Source organism: Vibrio parahaemolyticus (assembly GCF_900460535.1).
Lineage (GTDB): Bacteria > Pseudomonadota > Gammaproteobacteria > Enterobacterales > Vibrionaceae > Vibrio > Vibrio parahaemolyticus.
In genome coordinates this window covers 1,138,209-1,158,549 of the sequence record NZ_UHIL01000001.1, presented here as the reverse complement: position 1 = coordinate 1,158,549, position 20,341 = coordinate 1,138,209, and the positions used below count along the sequence as shown (strand labels likewise).

The window sequence follows — 20,341 nt, the reverse complement described above, 5'->3', positions numbered from 1 at the left end:
TTTAGTTTATGGAGATAAACGTGTCGTTTGAATTACACTCTTTGTGGCAAGAGCGCCACGACGATGAGCATAAAATCCGCCGTGATGACCACCGCAGCCCCTATCAACGTGATAGAGCGAGAATCCTGCACTCTGCGGCATTTCGACGCCTACAAGCGAAAACTCAAGTTCATGGCAACAGCTTGGAAGACTTTCATAGAAGTCGACTTACTCACTCGTTAGAAGCGGCCCAATTAGGCACGGGTATTGTCGCGCAACTTAAAAAGAAACAGTCTGAATTTAAAGAACTATTGCCCTCGGACAGTTTGATTGACTCTCTGTGTCTCGCGCACGATATCGGCCACCCACCATACGGACACGGTGGCGAAGTCGCATTGAACTATATGATGCGTGACCATGGTGGCTTTGAAGGCAATGCGCAGACTTTTCGTATTGTGACCAAATTGGAGCCATACACTGAGCACTTCGGGATGAATCTATCGCGCCGAACTTTGTTAGGTTTGATCAAATACCCAGCACTCATCAGTCAGACTCGTTCAGTCAAGCTGCCAAACCCTGCAGAACATCAACGCCGATTAAAAGCCAAAGAATGGAGCCCAGCGAAAGGCATCTACGATTGTGATAAAGATCTGTTTGATTGGGTTATCGCTCCACTCAGCGAGAATGACAAAAGCCTGTTGAGCCAAATGCGCTATCGACCAGACTCCGATTTAGAGCACAGCAAAACGCGCTTTAAATCCCTCGACTGCTCCATTATGGAGCTCGCCGATGATATTGCGTATGGCGTGCACGACTTAGAAGATGCCATTGTGCTGGGTATGGTCACACGTCAGCAATGGCAAGAAGGTGCAGCAAGTCAGTTAGCCGATTGCGGTGATCCTTGGTTTGAAGAACATATCGGCTCTATTGGACAAATGCTGTTTAGCGGTAAACATCACCAACGCAAAGATGCGATTGGCGGTATGGTCAATGCCCTACTTACAAGCATCTCTATTAAAGTGGTTGATGAACCATTCCAAAACCCTTTACTGGCATGGAATGCTTGTTTAGAACCGCATATGGCGAAAGCGCTAGATGTGCTTAAACATTTCGTCAGTCAGTATGTCATTCAAGTGCCGCAGGTACAGATTGTCGAATACAAAGGGCAACAAATCATCATGGATATATTCGAAGCACTAAGTGCCGATCCTGAACGATTGTTGCCAATACACACAAAAGAGCTTTGGCAGAGTGCAACTAGCGATAGTGGCAAAATGCGAGTCATTGCCGATTACATATCCGCAATGACCGATGGTCATGCGCAAAAGCTACACCGCCAATTGTTCTCTTCGATTGTGTTGTAGAACGTTGTTCTACTTGTTCAAATAATTTTTTTCAAATACGCCCGGAGGCATCTGGGCGATTTGAAATTCAATCATCCTGTCAAAAGCATTAAGTAGCGGCGAGAAGTCGTTATCCGGCTCCAATAAACTCAACGCATAAAACCCTGCTTCCACTGTCGAAAGACTGTTGTCTGAAGGCGCTTTACGAATTGTATAGTGACCTTGTAAATCCTCGGGAAGCTTTACTGTGGTTAAAGTGTGCAAGTTGGTGGAAAGCTGCCACATTTTATAGGCTTTTTTCCACGTGCCATCGAGCAAAATCAAGCGTGTTTTTCTTGTGCGCTCGCTCTCGGTACACGCAATGTCTGAAAGGCACTGTGATTGCTCCGACGGATAAAGGATAAAATGCTGATACGCTTCATCGGTGAGTAACGCGTTTAACTGTGCGTCGTCAGAAAAATCCTCGCCAATCAAACAAGTACAGTTCTTTAAACTCAAATTGAGAATCCGTGCCGTACCAAGTGGACGATGCGCTTCACTCGTATGCTGAAGAATGATAAGTTCAACCCCGCTTGCTAGCGGTACGATCCATTGGCAAATACAGGCTTTGCGCGATTTTCCACACTGAGAACAATAACGAGACATAGAGTGAACCTTTATACATTGCTGACCATCATCAGCGTTATCTGCTTAGTACTACAATTCGAACCAATGGCGAGCCTCACCGAATGGCACGCTTACAACATACGTCATGGTGAATGGTGGCGAATCGTAACAGGAAATTTCACGCATACCAACTTTGCCCACCTTGGAATGAACTTGGCAGGATTATGGGTTATCGCGTTTATATTCCGTCCTAGTGCACGCAACTTCTCGATTGTTTTTCTTTTGCTTTGTGCCTTTGTCGGCGCAATGAACTTACTGACTAGCATGTCAGTCTATGTCGGCTTGTCTGGCGTCTTACACGGTTTGTTTGGTTTTTGGGCTCTCAGAGAAGTGTTTGAAAACAGAAGAAGTAGCCTACTCTTAGTCGCCGGACTTATTGCGAAAATTGCATGGGAGCAATTTTATGGCCCTTCAACCAGCACTGCTGCAATGATAGGCGCTCGTGTTGCTGTTGATGCACACCTGTTTGGTGCAATGGGAGGCTTAGGTATGGCATTAGTAGAGAAAGGATTCCATCGCCGTATATTTGGATAAAAAATCCCGAACCACGAAAGAGGGTTTGGTTCGGGAAAGCAGTAACCGGAAACGAAAACTCAGTAAGAATACAATGGTCGAAGCCCGCGTTTATAGAAGAATGCGGTCTTCGTTTTTCTTGATGGTTGCTTCACCAATTCCTTTCACATTGGTTAAATCAGCTGCTGTTTTAAATGGGCCGTGCTCGGTACGGTAGTCAACTATGCTTTGCGCTTTCTTTTCGCCAATACCTTTCAGCATCGTTGCTATCTCTTCTGCAGAAGCAGTATTGATATTGACCGTAATTTCAATTCCTTCATATTTATCAGCCTTGGTATCAGCGGCCAAACTGAGTGGTGCGAACACCACTAAACACAAGGTTAAAATCCATTTCATATTGAACATATACACTCCAAATTAACGCTCTGAAATAATCCGCCCTAATGTAGGCAAACACTCATCGTCATTGAAGTTTGTTTAAACAAAAATAAAACGGGCCGCTTACGCGACCCGTTTTAGTTAACATGCAAATTACATAATTAGTGCTTAGTTGCTCACAACAAAGTACTCAATGTCTGTGTTAGCACGCAATACAGCGAGAACAGAAGATAGATCCTGCTGAGATGATGCACGTTGCATTTGCATCGCAACTTGATCTTCTAGCGAACTATCTAGTTCCGCTTTCACAGCATCCAGTTCAATCACTACGATGTTGCCTTCAAGGTCTTTCGACTGACCGTAGACAGGTTTGCCATCTACTGGCTTCGCCATTGCAAAGACGGTAGTTGCTAGTGGCGAACGACGGTCAACGGTCTCTTGCTCACCAAATGTTAGGTTGTTTTCCGCAAGAACAGCCGTATTGCCTTCATTCAGAGCAGCTACCACTTTTGTACCTAGCTCTAGGGCACCTTGCTCACCTTTAACGCGAGATAGTTCCGCCACAACTTGGTCTTTCACTTCAGCTAATGGAAGCACTGTTTCGTCACGAGAATCTTCAACACGAACAACAATAATGTGCTCAGGCGCAACTTCAATCGCTTCAGAGTTCAGACCGTCTTCTTTCACTTCTGGGCTCAGTAGTGCTTGCATAACGGCTTGGTTACGTAGAACCTCAGGTGCATCAACTTGAGAGATGAAGTCTGTTGTCTTCACTTCTTGGTTAATAGCTTTAGAAGCATCATCTAGTGAATCAGGGTACTCAAAAGCAACACGCTCAAGCTCGTTTTGAAGCTCGTAGAATTGATCCACCGCTTTTTGGTCTACTAGCTCTTGCTTAATCTCAGCAGCCACTTCATCAAATGGTTTTGCAACAGCATCTTTCAGCTCTTCTAGCTTGATAATATGGTAGCCAAAGTCAGATTTTACTAGACCAGACATGTCACCTGGGTTCTTAAGTGCAAACGCAGCTTCTTCAAAAGCAGGATCCATAACATCACGTTCGATCCAACCTAAGTCACCGCCGTTTTCAGCACTACCGAAATCATCAGATTTCTCTTGCGCTACCGCAGCAAAATCTGCACCTGCGTTCAATTCATCTAAGATAGCTTGTGCTTTTGCTTCATCATCACCTTCAACAAGAATGTGCGCCACTCGGCGTTGCTCTTCTGAAGAGTATTTGTCTAGATGCTCGTCGTAGTATTTCTTAACGTCTTCATCTGTTACTTGAATCTGCTTCTTAAGTGCTTCAGCAGACAACTCAACGTAAGACACTTTCACTTGCTCTGGACGAGTGAAGTTATCTGGGTTTGCTTTGTAGTAAGCTTGAATTTCTTCGTCAGTTAACTCAACTTTCTTCGCAAACTCTGCCAAATCGATGGTTACAGTGCGGATGTCGCGTGTTTGGGTAAACAGTTTACCCTGAGATTGAACTTCGCCTGGAAGAGTAAACTCACTGCTTTGAAGCGCTGTTAGAAGCTGCTCACGCACCAATTCACGGCGCATGTACTCAGCAAAAGAATCAGGAGAGAAACCTGCACGACGTAGCGATGCTTGGTAAATTTCTTGATCAAACTGACCGTTAGATTGGAACTGAGGCATTTCAAGAATCATGCTACGAACTTGAGCATCGCTGATTCGTAAGCCAAGTGCTTCAGCTTGTTGGTCAAGCAATACGTCATTAATCATACGATCAAGCACTGATTTGCGGAAAGATTCAACGTATGCAGGGTCAGCCAACATTTGAGAGAAGTAGTCACCCAATTGAGCTTGCATGCGATTGCGCTCATTTTGGTAAGCCATCTCGAACTCACCACGAGGAATCTCGGTGTTACCTACTTTCGCTGCTGAATTGTTGCTGCCATTCACTAGGTAGCTACCTACACCGGCAAATACGAAAGACAGGATGATAAGTCCAAGGATAATTTTGACCGCGATGCTATTCACGCCTTCGCGTAGTCGATCCATCATAATTTAACTGCTCTCCACAATTGAAGCGTACGGCTTCTAATAGAAAATATAATGACGCGATAATATCAGAAAAAGAAATGCGCATCAGTATGATGCGCATAATTTAAAAAAGTTCGGCTCGAAGTTTGTAAATTTTTGTTCGAAACTTATTGTTTGAGCAAAAGTTATTCAAATGGCCGGCAACAGAATCACGCTTTAATTAGTTACAAGCGTCTTTCAGTGCTTTACCTGCTTTGAAAGCTGGTACTTTTGCTTCTGCGATTTGGATTTCTTCACCAGTTTTTGGGTTACGACCAGTACGTGCAGCACGAGTGCGAACGCTGAATGTACCGAAGCCAACTAGAGCAACTTGATCACCAGACTGAAGTGTGCCACTTACTGCTTCGATGAATGCATCTAGAGCACGACCCGCTGACGCTTTAGAGATGTCTGCATTTTCTGCGATTTGTTCTACTAATTGAGTTTTATTCACTGTGATTTCCCCTTTGTGCCATCTGTGATTATTTTTGTGATGACTTTTCGTTCCATAGTTAAGAAAATATGCTCCAACCCTTATTTTTCAAGGGCTGGCAGCTATCGAAACTAACTTAGCGCCCAAAAAAAACGCTGACAAGCCTTTTTAGGCTTATCAGCGCAAACTTTTACTTATTTTTGCTGCACATCACTATTTTTTAGCTTCAAACTCAACGCCTGTCGGGTCTCGCTCTAGTGCAACTTTCAGTACTTCATCAATCCACCGAACAGGGATAACTTGCAGATCTGCGATAACATTCTCAGGAATCTCTTCCAGATCACGCTCGTTATCTTTCGGGATAAGCACTGTCTTTATGCCGCCACGATGTGCCGCAAGTAACTTCTCTTTTAAGCCACCGATTGGTAATACTTCACCACGTAGGGTGATCTCACCCGTCATCGCGACTTCAGCTTTTACCGGGTTACCGGTCAGAGCCGATACCAAAGCAGTACACATTGCTGTACCCGCACTTGGGCCATCTTTCGGCGTCGCACCTTCAGGCACGTGAACGTGAATGTCTTTTTTCTCGTAGAAATCTGAGTTAATGCCCAGTTTATCTGCACGAGAGCGCACCACGGTCATTGCTGCTTGGATAGACTCTTGCATTACGTCGCCCAGCGAACCTGTTTGAGTCAGCTTACCTTTACCTGGCATAGATTGAGTTTCAATCGTTAATAGATCGCCACCCACTTCAGTCCAAGCTAGACCAGTAACTTGACCAATTCGGTTGCTTTCATCAGCTTTCCCGTAATCGAAACGTTGAACACCCAAGTATTCTTTTAGGTTGTCCATCGTTACCGTCACTGATTTGATGTCTTTATCTAGCAGGATGTTCTTCACTGCTTTGCGGCAGATCTTAGAAATCTCACGCTCAAGACCACGCACACCCGCTTCACGAGTGTAGTAACGGATAATACCGATGATTGCTGAATCTTCGATGACTATCTCGTTTGGTTTCAAGCCATTACGTTGCACTTGTTTTTCAACAAGGTGACGCTTCGCAATGTTTAGTTTTTCATCTTCGGTGTAACCGGATAGACGAATCACTTCCATACGATCAAGTAACGGACCAGGAATATTCATCGAGTTAGACGTTGCAACAAACATCACATCAGACAAGTCGTAATCCACTTCTAGGTAGTGGTCGTTGAATGAGTTGTTTTGTTCAGGGTCTAATACTTCAAGCAACGCTGAAGCCGGGTCACCACGCATGTCTGAAGACATTTTGTCGATTTCATCCAGAAGGAAGAGAGGGTTTTTCACACCAACTTTCGACATTTTCTGAATCAGCTTACCTGGCAATGAACCAATGTAAGTACGACGGTGGCCTCGAATCTCTGCTTCATCACGCACGCCACCTAGGGCCATGCGTACGTATTTACGGCCAGTAGCAGACGCAATTGAGCGGCCAAGCGATGTTTTACCCACGCCTGGAGGACCAACAAGACAAAGGATTGGGCCTTTTAGCTTATTGATACGATTTTGTACTGCTAAGTACTCCAGAATACGCTCTTTCACACGCTCTAGACCATAATGATCTTCGTTCAAAATCTCTTCCGCTTTCGCGAGATTTTTCTTCACTTTAGAACGCTTAGTCCAAGGTACACTTACCATCCAGTCGATGTAGCTACGAACCACGGTCGCTTCTGCGGACATTGGAGACATCATCTTAAGCTTTTGCAGCTCTTGCTCTGTCTTTTCACGTGCTTCTTGCGGCATTTTTGATTCGTCGATCTTCTTTTGCAGAGTCTCAAACTCATCAGGAGCGTCTTCCATCTCACCAAGCTCTTTCTGAATCGCTTTCATTTGCTCATTCAGATAGTACTCACGCTGAGACTTCTCCATTTGCTTTTTCACGCGACCACGAATGCGTTTCTCAACTTGTAGCAAATCAATCTCTGATTCCATCTGGCCCATTAGGAACTCTAGACGCTCAGTAACATCAATAATTTCAAGCACTTGTTGTTTGTCAACAAGTTTAAGAGGCATATGTGCCGCAATCGTATCAGCTAGGCGTGCCGCTTCATCGATACCATTCAGTGACGTTAGCACTTCTGGTGGAATCTTTTTGTTTAACTTAATGAAGCCTTCGAATTGGTTGATTGCGCTGCGAACAATCACTTCTTGCTCACGTTCATCCAATTCTGGTGTTACGATGAATTCCGCCTCAGCTAAGAAGAAATCACTTTCTTTGAAATGATTAATTTTTGCGCGCTGCTGACCTTCAACCAGTACTTTTACTGTGCCATCAGGGAGCTTTAGAAGTTGGAGAATGGTAGCTACCGTACCCACTTCGAATAGGTCATCAACCGTTGGTTCATCAGTGTCAGCTTGTTTTTGAGCCACAAGCAGAACTTGTTTGTTTGTTTCCATCGCCGTTTCTAGACAGCTAATCGATTTCTCACGACCAACAAACAATGGAATCACCATGTGCGGGTAGACCACTACGTCACGTAGAGGTAATACCGGGATCTCGATACGCTCGGAACGTTCCAAGTTCATATAATTCTCTCTTCCGCTTTCACGTTTAACGTATTACTTAAGGCAGTATATGGGGGCTAATTGTTTGGATTCAATAAGAGAAATAAAAAAAGGAGGTAATTACTTACCTCCTTTTTCATTCATGGCTGAATTTATTCTGCTCCAGCTGCCTGATTGTCGGCATTGCTGTAAATAAGCAGTGGTTCTGACTCACCATTGATGACGGATTCATCAATCACGACTTTACTTACATCTGTCGCAGATGGCAGTTCGTACATGGTTTCAAGCAGAACACTTTCCAGAATTGAACGCAAACCACGAGCACCTGTCTTACGTTCCATTGCTTTCTTCGCGATAGCACGAAGGGCATCTTCACGGAATTCAAGCTCTGCGTTTTCTAGCTCAAACAATGCTGCATACTGCTTGGTCAGTGCGTTTTTCGGTTCACATAGGATCTGAATCAACGCTTCTTCATCAAGCTCTGTCAGTGTTGTTGTCACAGGAAGACGACCAATGAATTCTGGAATCAAACCATACTTCACTAGATCTTCTGGCTCAACCTGAGTAAACAGTTCGCCGACGGTTTTGGTTTCGTTCTTCGAGCGCACTTCTGCACCAAAGCCGATACCAGTACCCGTAGCTATACGCTGTTCGATAACTTTATCTAAACCAGCAAATGCACCACCACAGATGAACAGAATCTTAGACGTGTCCACTTGTAGGAATTCTTGCTGTGGATGCTTACGACCACCTTGAGGTGGAACTGAAGCAACCGTACCTTCGATAAGTTTCAATAGCGCTTGCTGAACACCTTCACCAGATACGTCACGCGTAATTGATGGGTTTTCAGCTTTGCGTGAAATTTTGTCAATTTCGTCAATGTAAACAATGCCGCGTTCAGCTTTCGCTACATCGTAATCACATTTTTGCAGAAGCTTTTGGATGATGTTTTCAACGTCTTCACCCACATAACCAGCTTCGGTTAGTGTGGTTGCGTCTGCCATTGTGAATGGCACATCCAAGAATCGAGCTAGCGTCTCAGCAAGCAGCGTTTTACCACTACCTGTAGGACCAATTAGAAGGATGTTACTTTTACCAAGCTCCACACCTTCGCTCGTTGTATCACCATTGCGTAAACGCTTGTAGTGGTTATATACCGCAACTGCGAGCACTTTTTTCGCGTAATCTTGTCCGATCACATAGTCGTCAAGGTGTTCACGGATCTGTTTTGGCGTTGGTAACGCTTCAGATTCTTTCTTAGGGAGAACATCCTTGATTTCTTCGCGAATAATATCGTTACATAGGTCGACACACTCGTCGCAAATGTAAACTGACGGACCTGCGATTAGCTTGCGAACTTCGTGCTGACTTTTGCCGCAGAAAGAACAGTACAGCAATTTACCGCTGCCACTTTCTTTGCTTTTATCTGTCATTCGCTAACCTCTTAGCCTTTACTCTTCATGAATGAGTGTATATCAATTTTTGCCAAAATGCGCTGGCTAAATTACGCGCCGCGATGGCTCAACACTGCATCCACGATACCGTATTCCACAGCCTGCTCTGCTGACATGAAGTTGTCACGATCGGTATCGCGTTCAATCACTTCAAGAGGCTGGCCAGTATGTTCTGCTAACAGGTTGTTTAGCTTCTGTTTAATGGTCAGGATTTCCTGAGCATGGATTTGGATATCAGAAGCTTGACCCTGGAAACCACCTAGTGGTTGGTGGATCATCACACGTGAGTTAGGAAGAACGTAACGTTTACCAGCAGCACCACCTGCAAGCAGGAATGCGCCCATAGAACAAGCTTGACCCATACATACAGTGCTTACATTTGGTTTAATAAACTGCATTGTGTCGTAAATTGACATACCTGCAGTTACGCTGCCGCCTGGAGAATTGATGTATAGGAAAATGTCTTTATCTGGATTTTCAGATTCTAGGAAAAGTAGCTGAGCCACGACAAGGTTTGCCATGTGGTCTTCCACTTGACCAGTTAAAAAAATCACGCGCTCTTTAAGTAAACGTGAGTAGATGTCGTAAGAACGCTCGCCTCGGGAAGTTTGCTCAACCACCATTGGTACTAGTGCGTCCATAATTGGCGACATTGCATTTTTTTCTTGGTAGCTCATATTCTTATGTCCCTAAAATAAATGGCCCGGATGATGACTATCATACGGACCATTGTTAGCAGAATAGTTAACGTTAAGTCAACCTTCTACGCAAGATATTGCTTATTAAGCAGCAGGTTGTTGGTTAAGTAGCTCGTTGAAGCCTACTTCTTTCTCAGTAACCTGTGCTTTAGCGATGATCGCGTCGATTGCTTGCTCTTCTAGAGCTACGTTACGCATGTTGTTCATCATTTGCTCGTTTTGCTCGTAGTAAGCAATAACTTCTGATGGATCTTCGTATGCAGTAGCCATTTCTTCGATTAGAGCCTTAACTTTCTCGTCGTCCGCTTTTAGCTCTTCAGACTTGATTACTTCACCTAGTAGAAGACCAACAACTACGCGACGCTTAGCTTGTTCTTCGAACAGTTCACGTGGAAGCTGTGCAGCTGCTTCTGGGTTACCACCGAAGCGTTGTGCCGCTTGTTGACGTAGAACGTGGATTTCTTGCTCGATAAGTGCAGCAGGAACGTCGATTTCGTTTTCTTTAACTAGACCTTCGATTGCTTGCTCTTTGATGCGAGTCTTAACAGCTTGCTTAAGTTCGCGTTCCATGTTCTTACGTACTTCAGCTTTAAGTGCGTCTACACCGCCTTCAGCAACACCGAACTTAGCAACGAATTCGTCGTTTAGTTCTGGAAGTTCACGAGCTTCAACTTTGTTCACTTTGATTGCGAACTTAGCCGCTTTACCTTTTAGGTTTTCAGCGTGGTAATCTTCTGGGAAAGTTACGTCGATGTCGAATTCCATACCAGCAGTTTTACCTGCAATACCGTCTTCGAAACCAGGGATCATGCGACCAGCGCCCATTTCTAGTGGGAAGTTCTCAGCTTTACCGCCTTCAAACTCTTCGCCGTCGATAGAACCAACGAAATCGATGCTTACGCGTTTGCCAGCTTCTGCTGCTTCTTCAACTTCAACCCAAGTTGCTTGTTGCTTACGTAGAGTTTCGATCATCTCTTCTACGTCTGCTTCTTTAACTTCAGTTAGAGGCTTCTCAACAGTGATGTTTTCTAGGCCTTTTAGTTCAACTTCTGGGTAAACTTCAAAAGTTGCTGTGAAAACTAGGTCTGCACCTTCTTTGTTTTCTACAGGAGCGAAAGTTGGAGCGCCAGCTGGGTTGATTTTCTCTTTTACGATCGCTTCGATGAAGTGACGTTGCATAACTTCACCAAGAACGTCTTGACGTACTGCTTTGCCGTACATCTTAGCAACCATTTTTAGAGGCACTTTACCCTTACGGAAACCATCGAAACGACGGTTTTTAGCGATGTTGCGTAGTTCAGCTGTTACAGCATCTTCGATGTTTGCAGCTGGAACAGTAATGTTTAGACGGCGCTCTAGGCCCTCTAGCGTTTCAACAGTAACTTGCATTATTTATAAACCTCTAAAGTGGCTCGGTTATCCGAGCGTATGAGCGTAACTCTTTAAGTTAACGCTTCATCCTTGTGTAGTGTTCTGTCCGAACACCTAATTTAAAATCGAGTATTGATGCTGATTCTCAGCACCAGACTAATCAGTGATATCTTCGACAGAAATATCAAAGGTATCTCCTATTAGCCTCAGGACAGAATTTTTAGACGCGACATTCTAGCGATCTGTCGCAACCCTGTCGAGCCAATAGCCACTATGTGGACATTGTCTGCGCTAAATTCTCGAAAGCTGACTCATTTTTTTGCCAAAAATGGGATTAAAACACCCAATGAGCGCGTCAGCATATCTAGAATGGGGACAATAGCGACTTTTTCAAGAGAATCGACTGCTTTTTTTATTGAAAAGCGTAAAAAGAGATCTTGCTCTTGTTTTACTCCACAGAGTTGAAAACTAAATCCCCCATCATCCCTACAACCCATTAACATTTCTAAAGGCATAAAAAGGACGTGTAATAGGAATGCAAGGATGTCTCAACGAAATCGTATTTTACTGATTTTTTTCGCCTTATATTTCCTGTGCGCCATTGTGGGCGGGCGCTGGGTGTGGCAACACAGCTATCAATCTTTGCTAGATAAACACCAATCACAGCTCGAACAATTTTCTAGCCACATCAAAAATAAGCTCGATAAATACGCCCATATACCCAATCTTTTAGCCAAAGATGATCCTCTTTTTGAAGCTCTACTGAATCCTTCAAATAGCGCTCAACTCGAAATCACCAATCGCTATCTAGAATCGGTGAACAACGTTATTGAAGCGGCAGATACTTATTTGATTGATCAATGGGGCACGACCATTGCAGCAAGTAACTGGCGTAAAAAGCGCTCTTTTATTGGACGCAACTTTGCTTTTAGACCTTACTTTAAACAAGCCATCAGCGGTGAAAGCAGCCAATATTACGCTCTGGGCTCAACATCCGGCCAACGTGGCTATTACTACTCATATCCAATAATTTATGCTGGCGGCGTGTTGGGCATCGTGGTCGTAAAAATGGATTTGAGTAAAATTGAAGATAACTGGCAACAACCTGACAGCGTGTTCGTGGCCAGCGACCCTCACAATATTGTCTTTATGAGCAGCCGGCAGGATTGGCTATTCAAAAGCCTACAACCGTTAAGTGATGCAGATAAAAAGCAAGTTTGGACGAGTAGACAATATCTCGACACACCGATTCCGACATTGGGCTTTGTCGGCAACTTGAATGCACCAAATTCTGAACTGAAACAAGGCTACCCCTACAATAAAGGGACACTGGTTGTCTCTTCACTGCCTTTACCTGAGTTAAGGCTAACGATTCGTGTGCTTTCGCCAAAACAATCCATCGTTTGGGTTACGATGGGCTATATCGTTGTGCTTACGTTGGCCTTTACGGTTTTGTTCTTGATTGGCCAGTTGATTTATCACCGCCAACAACGTCATTTGCAGTTAGAACGAATCCAACAAGAAGCGAATCAGAAGTTAGAATTTCAAGTCATGGCGAGAACAGCAGAGTTACAGGCTGAAATTGCGCAGCGAACCGAAACGGAGCAAACACTGCGTTTGACCCAAGATGAGTTGATTCAAGCGGCTAAGCTGGCAGTTCTCGGTCAAATGTCAGCGAGCATCAGCCATGAGCTGAATAATCCGTTGGCAGCCATTCGTAGCTTTGCTGAGAATGGAAAATTGTTCCTTCAGAAAGAAAAGTATGATCGAGTCGAAGATAATCTCACTCGCATTTCAGCCCTCACAGACAGAATGGCAAACATCAGCCAGCAATTGCGTTCGTTTGCCAAAAAGGCCAGCGGCAATGAGCTTACCCAAACACGCCTGTTGCCCGTGATAGCCTCATCAAAAGAGCTCATGAAACCCGCTTTTAAATCTGCTCGTGTTCTACTTGCTACCGAACTTCCTACTGACGACATCGAGGTTCAAATCAATACCATTCAATTGGAGCAAGTTCTGGTTAACTTGCTGACAAACGCAATTGAAGCCGTAAAAGAACAACAAGATAAACAAGTGTGGTTGCTCGTTGAAACGGATACGGATGAAAACAAAGTGATGATTCATGTCGATGACAATGGCCCTGGGCTTGGTTCGCACACACTGTCCGAACTTTGCGAACCGTTTTTAACAACTAAAAAGAATGGATTGGGATTAGGACTTTCTATATCTCAGCAAATATTGGCTGGTATGAACGGCAGCTTGAGCGCTCATAACAGAGCCCAAGGTGGCGCTCGATTCTCATTGTGTTTACCAATATGCCAACGCACCGAACAATCAGAAGGATAGAATAATGTGTCAGGTGTTTTTTATTGATGATGAAGCCGACCTTCGATTAGCAATAGAACAAACGTTTGAGCTAGCCGATATCGAAGCGACTTTTTTTTCCGATGCGGAATCCGCCTTGTTAGCCATGAAACAAAGCGACGAAGCTGGTGTGATTGTGACCGACATCTGCTTACCCGGTATTTCAGGCATGGACTTGTTAACCACGTTAGTTCAACGCGACCCAAATCTGCCAGTCATCATGATTACAGGCCATGGTGACATCTCAATGGCCGTAAATGCGTTACACCAAGGGGCCTACGATTTTATAGAGAAACCTTTTGCGCCAGAACACTTGGTTGAAACCGTAAAACGCGCCATTGAAAGACGCCAACTGACGAACGAAAATGAGAAACTTCGTCAATCACTCAAAGCGAGCCAAACGCTTGGCCCCCGAATCATCGGTGAAACCACCAGCATCCAAACGCTGCGAGAAACCATCACCCAAATTGCTGATACTGATGCCGATATTCTGCTGTTTGGCGAAACAGGTACAGGTAAAGAGCTTATCGCCCGCTCACTGCACGAACAAAGTTCTCGTAGAAACAATAACTTTGTGGCGGTGAACTGTGGCGCGGTGCCAGAAAACTTAATTGAAAGCGAACTCTATGGTCACGAAAAAGGCGCATTTACTGGTGCAGAAAGTCGGCGTATTGGTAAGTTTGAATTTGCGCAGGGCGGCACACTCTTCTTGGATGAAATCGAATCGATGCCAATTCAGGCACAAATTCGTTTGTTGCGCGTCCTGCAAGAGCGCGTGATTGAACGCGTTGGCTCAAACGAACTTTTACCTCTCGACATTCGCGTTGTCGCGGCAACGAAAGTGGATCTTAAACGTGCGGCGGAACAAGGCACATTTCGTCAAGACCTCTACTACCGCCTCAACGTGGTTACGCTAGATTTGCCTCCCTTACGTGAACGCAAGGAAGACATCCCTGCCCTTTTCCACCATTTTCTTTTAGTCGCGGCGTCGCGCTATGGTAAAAGTTCGCCAAGTCTTTCAGCACAAGATTTGGCTCAGCTAATGGCTCACGATTGGCCGGGAAATGTCCGAGAACTGCGCAATGCAGCAGAGCGTTTCGTTTTATTAGGTAAACTCATCCAATTAGGCGAACCAAGTTCCATCCCCGCCTCAACCAGTAGCCTTGCAGAGCAAGTGGCGGAGTTTGAAAAGGCAGCGATAGAAAATGCGCTACTGGAAAACAATGGCAGCATCAAACAAACGATGGAACAGTTGAATGTGCCTCGAAAAACGCTGTATGACAAAATGCAACGCTATCAGATAGATAAAGAGCTCTATAAATAAAACCGGTTCGCGCGATTGGTATTATATCCAACTTGAATCATAATTTTGCTAAGGCAATTATTGGGCTCATATGGATATGAATGAAAAAGTGAGGATACCGATCATTACCGATACAGTGATGGTAGACGGCCAGTATCAAGAAGAAAGGCGCTCCGGTGAAGACCGACGTAAAAACAAAAAGAAGTGGCACGGCTATGAGCGCAGAGTCCATCCCGATCCGAGAAAACAAGATTTTAAATCCATAGACGAAGAGGTGTGATAGCTCACACCTCTTTTTGGTTGCGTGAATGTAATTCGGAAAATGTGTTATTTAGTGATTATTTCTGGCCCCATCAAGGTCGTTGGTAGCCAGGTTGATACCCAAGGAACATAAGTCACAATTATCAAGAACAAGAACATGACACCCACCCATGGCAATGCCGCTTTTACAACATTCATCATCGACATTCTTGCCACCCCAGCCGTTACAAACAGGTTCAACCCGACTGGTGGCGTTATCATGCCGATTTCCATGTTCACCACCATCATGATACCGAGGTGAATTGGGTCGATGCCCAGCGCAATGGCAATTGGGAACACCAAAGGAGCAACGATGATCAATAAGCCCGAAGGCTCCATAAACTGACCACCGATCAGGAGCAATAAGTTCACAACTATCAAGAACGTAATTGGTCCAAGACCAGCAGACAGCATCGATTCCGTGATCATCTGAGGGATACGTTCTTCAGTCAGTACGTGTTTTAAGATCAGTGCATTAGCAATGATAAACAGCAGCATGATGGTAAGCTTGCCCGCTTCATACAAGGTATGCTTAGTGTCTTCATGCACAAAGGTCTGAATCACTTTGACGATCGCTGGTTTGGTGTTTTGCTTATCAGCAAATGGTCCCATGTCTTTATATATAAAGTTCGCGATAAAGAATGAGTACACCGCCGCAACTGCCGCAGCCTCTGTTGGTGTGAAAATACCGCCATAGATACCGCCAAGGATGATCACCACCAGCAGCAAGCCCCAACTTGCATCTTTGGCTGCATCAAACGTTTCTTTCCATCCCACGAATGGTTGCTTAGGTAGATTCTTAATCCTCGCCGCAATGTAGATAGCGATCATCAACATCACGCCAGCCAGCAAACCCGGGATCACACCACCAAGGAACATACGCCCCACTGACACATCGGTCGCAGCAGCATACACCACCATCACGATCGATGGCGGAATCAAGATCCCCAAAGTACCTGCGTTACAGATAACACCCGCAGCAAACTCTTTCGAGTAACCGTTTTTGATCATCCCCGCTATGACGATACTACCGATAGCGACCACGGTTGCTGGTGAAGAGCCAGACAGTGCTGCAAACATCATACATGCCACAACAGAAGCCATGGCGAGACCACCACGGAACCAACCGACGATGGCAATCGCAAATCGGATGATTCGCTTTGCAACGCCACCTGTCGACATAAAACTTGAGGCCAAAATGAAGAAAGGTATCGCCAACAATGTATAGTGACCAGCAAAGGCGTTAAACAGCGTTTGAGCAACTGACGCCAAAGAGGCATCGGAATGCAGCATTAAGAAAAGTACACTGGAAAGACCCAGAGAAATTGCGATTGGCACACCAATGAGCATGAAGCCAATCACCATTAAAAACAGTAGTAAAATATCCATGGCTTAGCGCTCCTTGTGCTCAGAATCGTTCGAGGAACGAGGAGTCATGGCATCGCCAGCTTCACTCATTTCTTCTTTTAAGGCTTCCAGTTCTTCCTCAGCTTCATGCCCTGCAATCAAGCGATCCAGCTTGCCTGTAGCGATCTGCCAAGTGACTTGTAAAAAACGGAAAGTGAGCATCGCCATACCAAGCGGCAAAGCGAAATAAGGAATAAAGCGTGGCAGTTTTTCGTAGCGCTCGCCTTCATTAAGCCAATCCGCTAAGAACTGTAAAAACTCAGGCATTGGGATATCGTCGGTTTCATACCATGCGCGCTCTGTCGCAAAGGGATACCAATAATTCCAAGCACCAATCAAAAGCAGAATCGAAAAGGTTAGGCAGCAGGCCGCTGCGACTAGCGCAAGGAGTTTACGGCGCCCTTCAGGTACGATATTGATGATGACATCCACGCCAATGTGAAAGTGTTTTTTCACACCGTACGAAGCGCCAACTAAAACCATCCACGCGAACATGAATACGGTGAGCTCTAACGCCCAGAGAATATTATCGTTAAAGACATAGCGAAAAATGACATTAGCAAACGTCAGCAATGTCATCGCACCTAAGAAGAAAGCAATCAAGGTTTCTTCAATGGCATCGGTGATTCGTCCAGCCTTGGCAAAAAAAGTCGGTTCCATAATTACATCACGTCATCAGTAAAGGGAAAAAGCCCTCATCCTCAGCTCGGCTTAGAGAGAGTCCGAGGGCGAATGGATATCGTTTTTGTTATTGTTGGTTTGAAGCCAAAGCCGCTTCAATCAGGTCAGAACCAATGTCTTTCTCAAACTTTTTCCACACTGGTTGCAGAGCCGTCACCCACTCTTGACGCTGCTCTGGCGTTAGCGTACGAACCACACCACCCGCTTCGATGATGTTGTTTTTATTCGCCAAGTTCACTTTGGTCGATTCCGCGTTACGCTCAACAGTCACTTCTTGAATGATGGTATTGAGCTGTTCACGCTGATCTTCTGGTAGCTTCTGCCAAAAATCGTTCGATGTCACAACGAGGTAATCCAAAATACCGTGGTTGGTTTCCGTGATGCCATCTTGAACTTCGAAGAACTTCTTACCGTAGATGTTTGACCAAGTGTTCTCTTGACCATCGATAACCTTCGTTTGTAGACCGCCGTAAACTTCTTTGAAGGACATTTTTTGAGGGTTTGCGCCAAGTTGCTCGAACTGGGCAACAAGAACGTCAGAAGCTTGAACGCGGAACTTAAGTCCTTTCGCATCGCTTGGCACCATCAGAGGTTTATTGGCAGACATTTGCTTCATACCGTTGTGCCAGAACGCAATGCCTTGTAGACCACGACGTTTCATTGAGTTTTTCAGCTTCTCTCCCGCTTCAGAGTTTTGGAAGCGGTCAACAGCAGCAACATCATAAAACAAGAAAGGCAGATCGAAAAGGCGATACTTCTTGGTGAATTTCTCAAACTTAGAAAGAGAAGGAGCAGCGAGTTGAACATCACCATTTAGAAGAGCTTCCAACACTTTGTCATCATCGTAAAGCGTTGAGTTTGGAAACACCTGCATGCACACTTTTCCGTTCATTTCTTCGTTGACACGTTTTTCAAGCAACGAAGCAGCAATGCCTTTTGGGTGTTTGTCCGCATTAGTCACGTGGCTGAATTTGATGACCGTTTCACCTGGGTCACAATTCGCAGCGGCATTAAAACTGGTAACAGCAAGAGCAGAGACAGATAGTAGGGTTAGAGGCTTTAACATTATTATTCTCCTTGATAAATCACATCCCATCCCGTCCATGAAGTTAAGGTGATGGGTACGGATGTTCATCAAAGAGCAATTAACAGACCAACTATTTTTTTATTTAAAATCAATCCATTAAAATATTAAAGTTGACAAGCGAGAGCCAAAAGGAGGGAAATCCACCCACAAACCCAAAGGATATGGGTGGGAAATGACCCATTTATGAGGAGCAGCTGATCTCCATCTTTTTCCCCCACTCTGGCGGCAGTTTGGCATACGCTTCAAACTCTGGTTGCGAATCGTATGGATGGCGAAGTATCTCAGCAAGACGATGAACTTCGCTGAAATCACCTTCCTCAGCTTTATCGATAGCCAATTGCGCAAGGTAGTTGCGAAGAATGTATTTCGGGTTGGCTTGGCGCATCTGTTCACAACGCTGCTCGGCTGAAATCAGCTCACCAATTTTATCTACCTCCAGCTCACATCGAGCCAAATACAAATCAAGCCAAGCTTGGGCGGCTTCCCGGTCAATAAACAAATCGATGACCTCTTGCGCTGGCTGTTTATCGAGGTTGGACAACGCTCTAAAGAATCGCGTGTAGTCGGTATGATTCTGATTAAGCAGTTCAAACATCGACTCAAACAAACGTCCGTCTTCTGCAATTTTTGTTTTCAAACCCAGCTTACTGCGCATCAAGCGGCTAAACTGCTGGCTTAAACGCCCTTCAAATTGGCTCAGTGCCTGTTCTAAATCTTCTCGCTCGACAAGCGGTGATAAGGCATGCGCCAAAGCAGAAAGATTCCACAGGGCAATTCGCGGTTGCTGCTCGAACGCATAACGCCCCTGATAATCAGAATGGTTACAAATGTACCCCGGTTCATAATCGTCGAGAAAACCAAATGGCCCGTAATCAAAGGTTTGCCCGAGAATTGACATGTTATCGGTGTTCATCACGCCATGAGCAAACCCATACGCTTGCCAGTAAGCAATCATGTCCGCTGTTTTCTGAACAATTTCGCCAAACATTGCAGCGTATGGCTTCTCTGCCGACGCACAATCAGCAAAGTGCCACTCGATGACTTTGTCCGCCAGCAACTTTTGCTCTGCCAATTGATTGGTATAGAAAAGATGCTCGAAATGGCCAAAACGCACGTGGGTCTCCGCCATACGAATCAACATTGCGCCGAATTCTGTTTTCTCGCGATAAACAGGCGTGTCACTGACCATCATGCCAAGAGCACGAGTCGTCGGGATCCCAAGCCCCGCCATGGCTTCGCTACATAGATACTCACGAATGGTTGAGCGCAACACAGCCCTGCCGTCCCCCATTCGCGAGTAGGGTGTTAGCCCCGCACCTTTAAGGTGAATATCAAACCAAGTGCCATTTTGATGCTCAATTTCCGCCAACAGCAATCCACGTCCATCGCCCAAGTCTGGGTTGTAGACGCCAAACTGATGCCCTGCGTATTTCATCGCCAGAGGACGAAACTGTTCGAATTCGCTTTGCCCAGAAAAAACCGCCAATAGCTCATCGTTTTGCGCTGCTGGTAAACCAAACTGCTGCGCAAACTCACCATTCCAAGCAACCCAGCGAGTATTATCCAAGGGTTGTGGCGCGACCAAAGTATAGAAAGCTGACGGTAATTGACTAAAGCGATGGGTGAAACTGACCCGTTGCCAAATGGACATGTGGGGTTCCTTAATAAAAAGAAGTACTGTTGTCAGTATACGTGTGAACGTCACTGCCATTCAGCCATGAAATGGGCATGGGTATTATTGCGAGAATAACGCGAAGACGGCAGGAAAGGTATT

Annotated in this window: 18 protein-coding genes; 5 read left to right on the top strand and 13 right to left on the bottom strand. The window is 45.2% G+C overall.

Annotated elements, in window-relative coordinates; genetic code table 11:
- The first annotated feature begins 8 nt into the window (after positions 1 to 8).
- Positions 9 to 1,343, top strand: coding sequence for an anti-phage deoxyguanosine triphosphatase (locus DYB02_RS05950; protein WP_041954079.1), 1,335 nt, complete (start codon positions 9 to 11; stop codon positions 1,341 to 1,343).
- Between the two features lie 9 nt (positions 1,344 to 1,352).
- Here DYB02_RS05950 and DYB02_RS05945 read toward each other — a convergent pair whose 3' ends face one another.
- Complete coding sequence (locus DYB02_RS05945) at positions 1,353 to 1,967, bottom strand: tRNA-uridine aminocarboxypropyltransferase (RefSeq protein WP_005482520.1); 615 nt, start codon at positions 1,965 to 1,967, stop codon at positions 1,353 to 1,355.
- Positions 1,968 to 1,970: 3 nt separating this feature from the next.
- On the opposite strand from DYB02_RS05945, the gene rrtA reads away from it, so the two are divergent.
- Complete coding sequence (gene rrtA, locus DYB02_RS05940; protein WP_005482515.1) at positions 1,971 to 2,522, top strand: rhombosortase; 552 nt, start codon at positions 1,971 to 1,973, stop codon at positions 2,520 to 2,522.
- Positions 2,523 to 2,612: 90 nt separating this feature from the next.
- On the opposite strand, the gene DYB02_RS05935 is transcribed toward rrtA, so the two are convergent.
- The 8 genes from DYB02_RS05935 to DYB02_RS25635 form a co-directional block, all read right to left on the bottom strand.
- The gene (locus tag DYB02_RS05935) at positions 2,613 to 2,897 is read right to left on the bottom strand and encodes a ComEA family DNA-binding protein (protein ID WP_021449594.1); all 285 of its coding nucleotides are present in this window, start codon (positions 2,895 to 2,897) and stop codon (positions 2,613 to 2,615) included.
- A 150-nt stretch (positions 2,898 to 3,047) separates the two neighbouring features.
- The gene (gene ppiD / locus DYB02_RS05930; RefSeq protein ID WP_005482527.1) at positions 3,048 to 4,907 is read right to left on the bottom strand and encodes a peptidylprolyl isomerase; all 1,860 of its coding nucleotides are present in this window, start codon (positions 4,905 to 4,907) and stop codon (positions 3,048 to 3,050) included.
- A gap of 199 nt (positions 4,908 to 5,106) precedes the next feature.
- Positions 5,107 to 5,379, bottom strand: a complete 273-nt coding sequence (gene hbs / locus DYB02_RS05925) for a non-specific DNA-binding protein Hbs (protein ID WP_005382341.1) — start codon at positions 5,377 to 5,379, stop codon at positions 5,107 to 5,109.
- 192 nt (positions 5,380 to 5,571) lie between these two features.
- A complete protein-coding gene (gene lon, locus DYB02_RS05920) occupies positions 5,572 to 7,923 on the bottom strand; it encodes an endopeptidase La (RefSeq protein WP_015296438.1) in 2,352 nt (783 codons plus the stop codon).
- A gap of 131 nt (positions 7,924 to 8,054) precedes the next feature.
- Positions 8,055 to 9,335 (bottom strand): ATP-dependent protease ATP-binding subunit ClpX, encoded by a 1,281-nt coding sequence (gene clpX, locus DYB02_RS05915; protein ID WP_029804642.1) that lies wholly within the window; start codon positions 9,333 to 9,335, stop codon positions 8,055 to 8,057.
- Between the two features lie 71 nt (positions 9,336 to 9,406).
- Positions 9,407 to 10,033: an ATP-dependent Clp endopeptidase proteolytic subunit ClpP gene (gene clpP / locus DYB02_RS05910; RefSeq protein ID WP_005460620.1), complete on the bottom strand. Its 627-nt coding sequence runs from the start codon at positions 10,031 to 10,033 to the stop codon at positions 9,407 to 9,409.
- 105 nt (positions 10,034 to 10,138) lie between these two features.
- On the bottom strand, positions 10,139 to 11,443 hold the full coding sequence (gene tig / locus DYB02_RS05905; RefSeq protein WP_005460612.1) for a trigger factor: 1,305 nt from the start codon (positions 11,441 to 11,443) through the stop codon (positions 10,139 to 10,141).
- 293 nt (positions 11,444 to 11,736) lie between these two features.
- A complete protein-coding gene (locus tag DYB02_RS25635) occupies positions 11,737 to 11,922 on the bottom strand; it encodes a hypothetical protein (protein WP_005482581.1) in 186 nt (61 codons plus the stop codon).
- 46 nt (positions 11,923 to 11,968) lie between these two features.
- On the opposite strand from DYB02_RS25635, the gene DYB02_RS05900 reads away from it, so the two are divergent.
- From DYB02_RS05900 to DYB02_RS25630, 3 genes are all read left to right on the top strand, one after another.
- Positions 11,969 to 13,771 carry a sensor histidine kinase gene (locus DYB02_RS05900; protein ID WP_029804640.1) on the top strand — a complete coding sequence of 601 codons (1,803 nt, stop codon included), beginning with the start codon at positions 11,969 to 11,971 and terminating at the stop codon, positions 13,769 to 13,771.
- Between the two features lie 4 nt (positions 13,772 to 13,775).
- Positions 13,776 to 15,113 (top strand): sigma-54-dependent transcriptional regulator, encoded by a 1,338-nt coding sequence (locus DYB02_RS05895; protein ID WP_023584165.1) that lies wholly within the window; start codon positions 13,776 to 13,778, stop codon positions 15,111 to 15,113.
- Between the two features lie 76 nt (positions 15,114 to 15,189).
- Positions 15,190 to 15,372 (top strand): hypothetical protein, encoded by a 183-nt coding sequence (locus tag DYB02_RS25630; RefSeq protein WP_021451574.1) that lies wholly within the window; start codon positions 15,190 to 15,192, stop codon positions 15,370 to 15,372.
- Positions 15,373 to 15,419: 47 nt separating this feature from the next.
- Here the strand turns inward: DYB02_RS25630 and DYB02_RS05885 are convergent, their stop codons facing one another.
- From DYB02_RS05885 to DYB02_RS05870, 4 genes are all read right to left on the bottom strand, one after another.
- Positions 15,420 to 16,781, bottom strand: coding sequence for a TRAP transporter large permease (locus tag DYB02_RS05885; protein WP_005495990.1), 1,362 nt, complete (start codon positions 16,779 to 16,781; stop codon positions 15,420 to 15,422).
- Positions 16,782 to 16,784: 3 nt separating this feature from the next.
- Positions 16,785 to 17,459 (bottom strand): TRAP transporter small permease, encoded by a 675-nt coding sequence (locus DYB02_RS05880; protein ID WP_005479032.1) that lies wholly within the window; start codon positions 17,457 to 17,459, stop codon positions 16,785 to 16,787.
- An 88-nt stretch (positions 17,460 to 17,547) separates the two neighbouring features.
- Positions 17,548 to 18,546 carry a TRAP transporter substrate-binding protein gene (locus DYB02_RS05875; RefSeq protein WP_029804638.1) on the bottom strand — a complete coding sequence of 333 codons (999 nt, stop codon included), beginning with the start codon at positions 18,544 to 18,546 and terminating at the stop codon, positions 17,548 to 17,550.
- A 202-nt stretch (positions 18,547 to 18,748) separates the two neighbouring features.
- Entirely contained in the window at positions 18,749 to 20,218 is a 1,470-nt protein-coding gene (locus DYB02_RS05870; RefSeq protein ID WP_029804637.1) for a protein adenylyltransferase SelO, read from the bottom strand.
- Positions 20,219 to 20,341 lie beyond the last annotated feature (123 nt).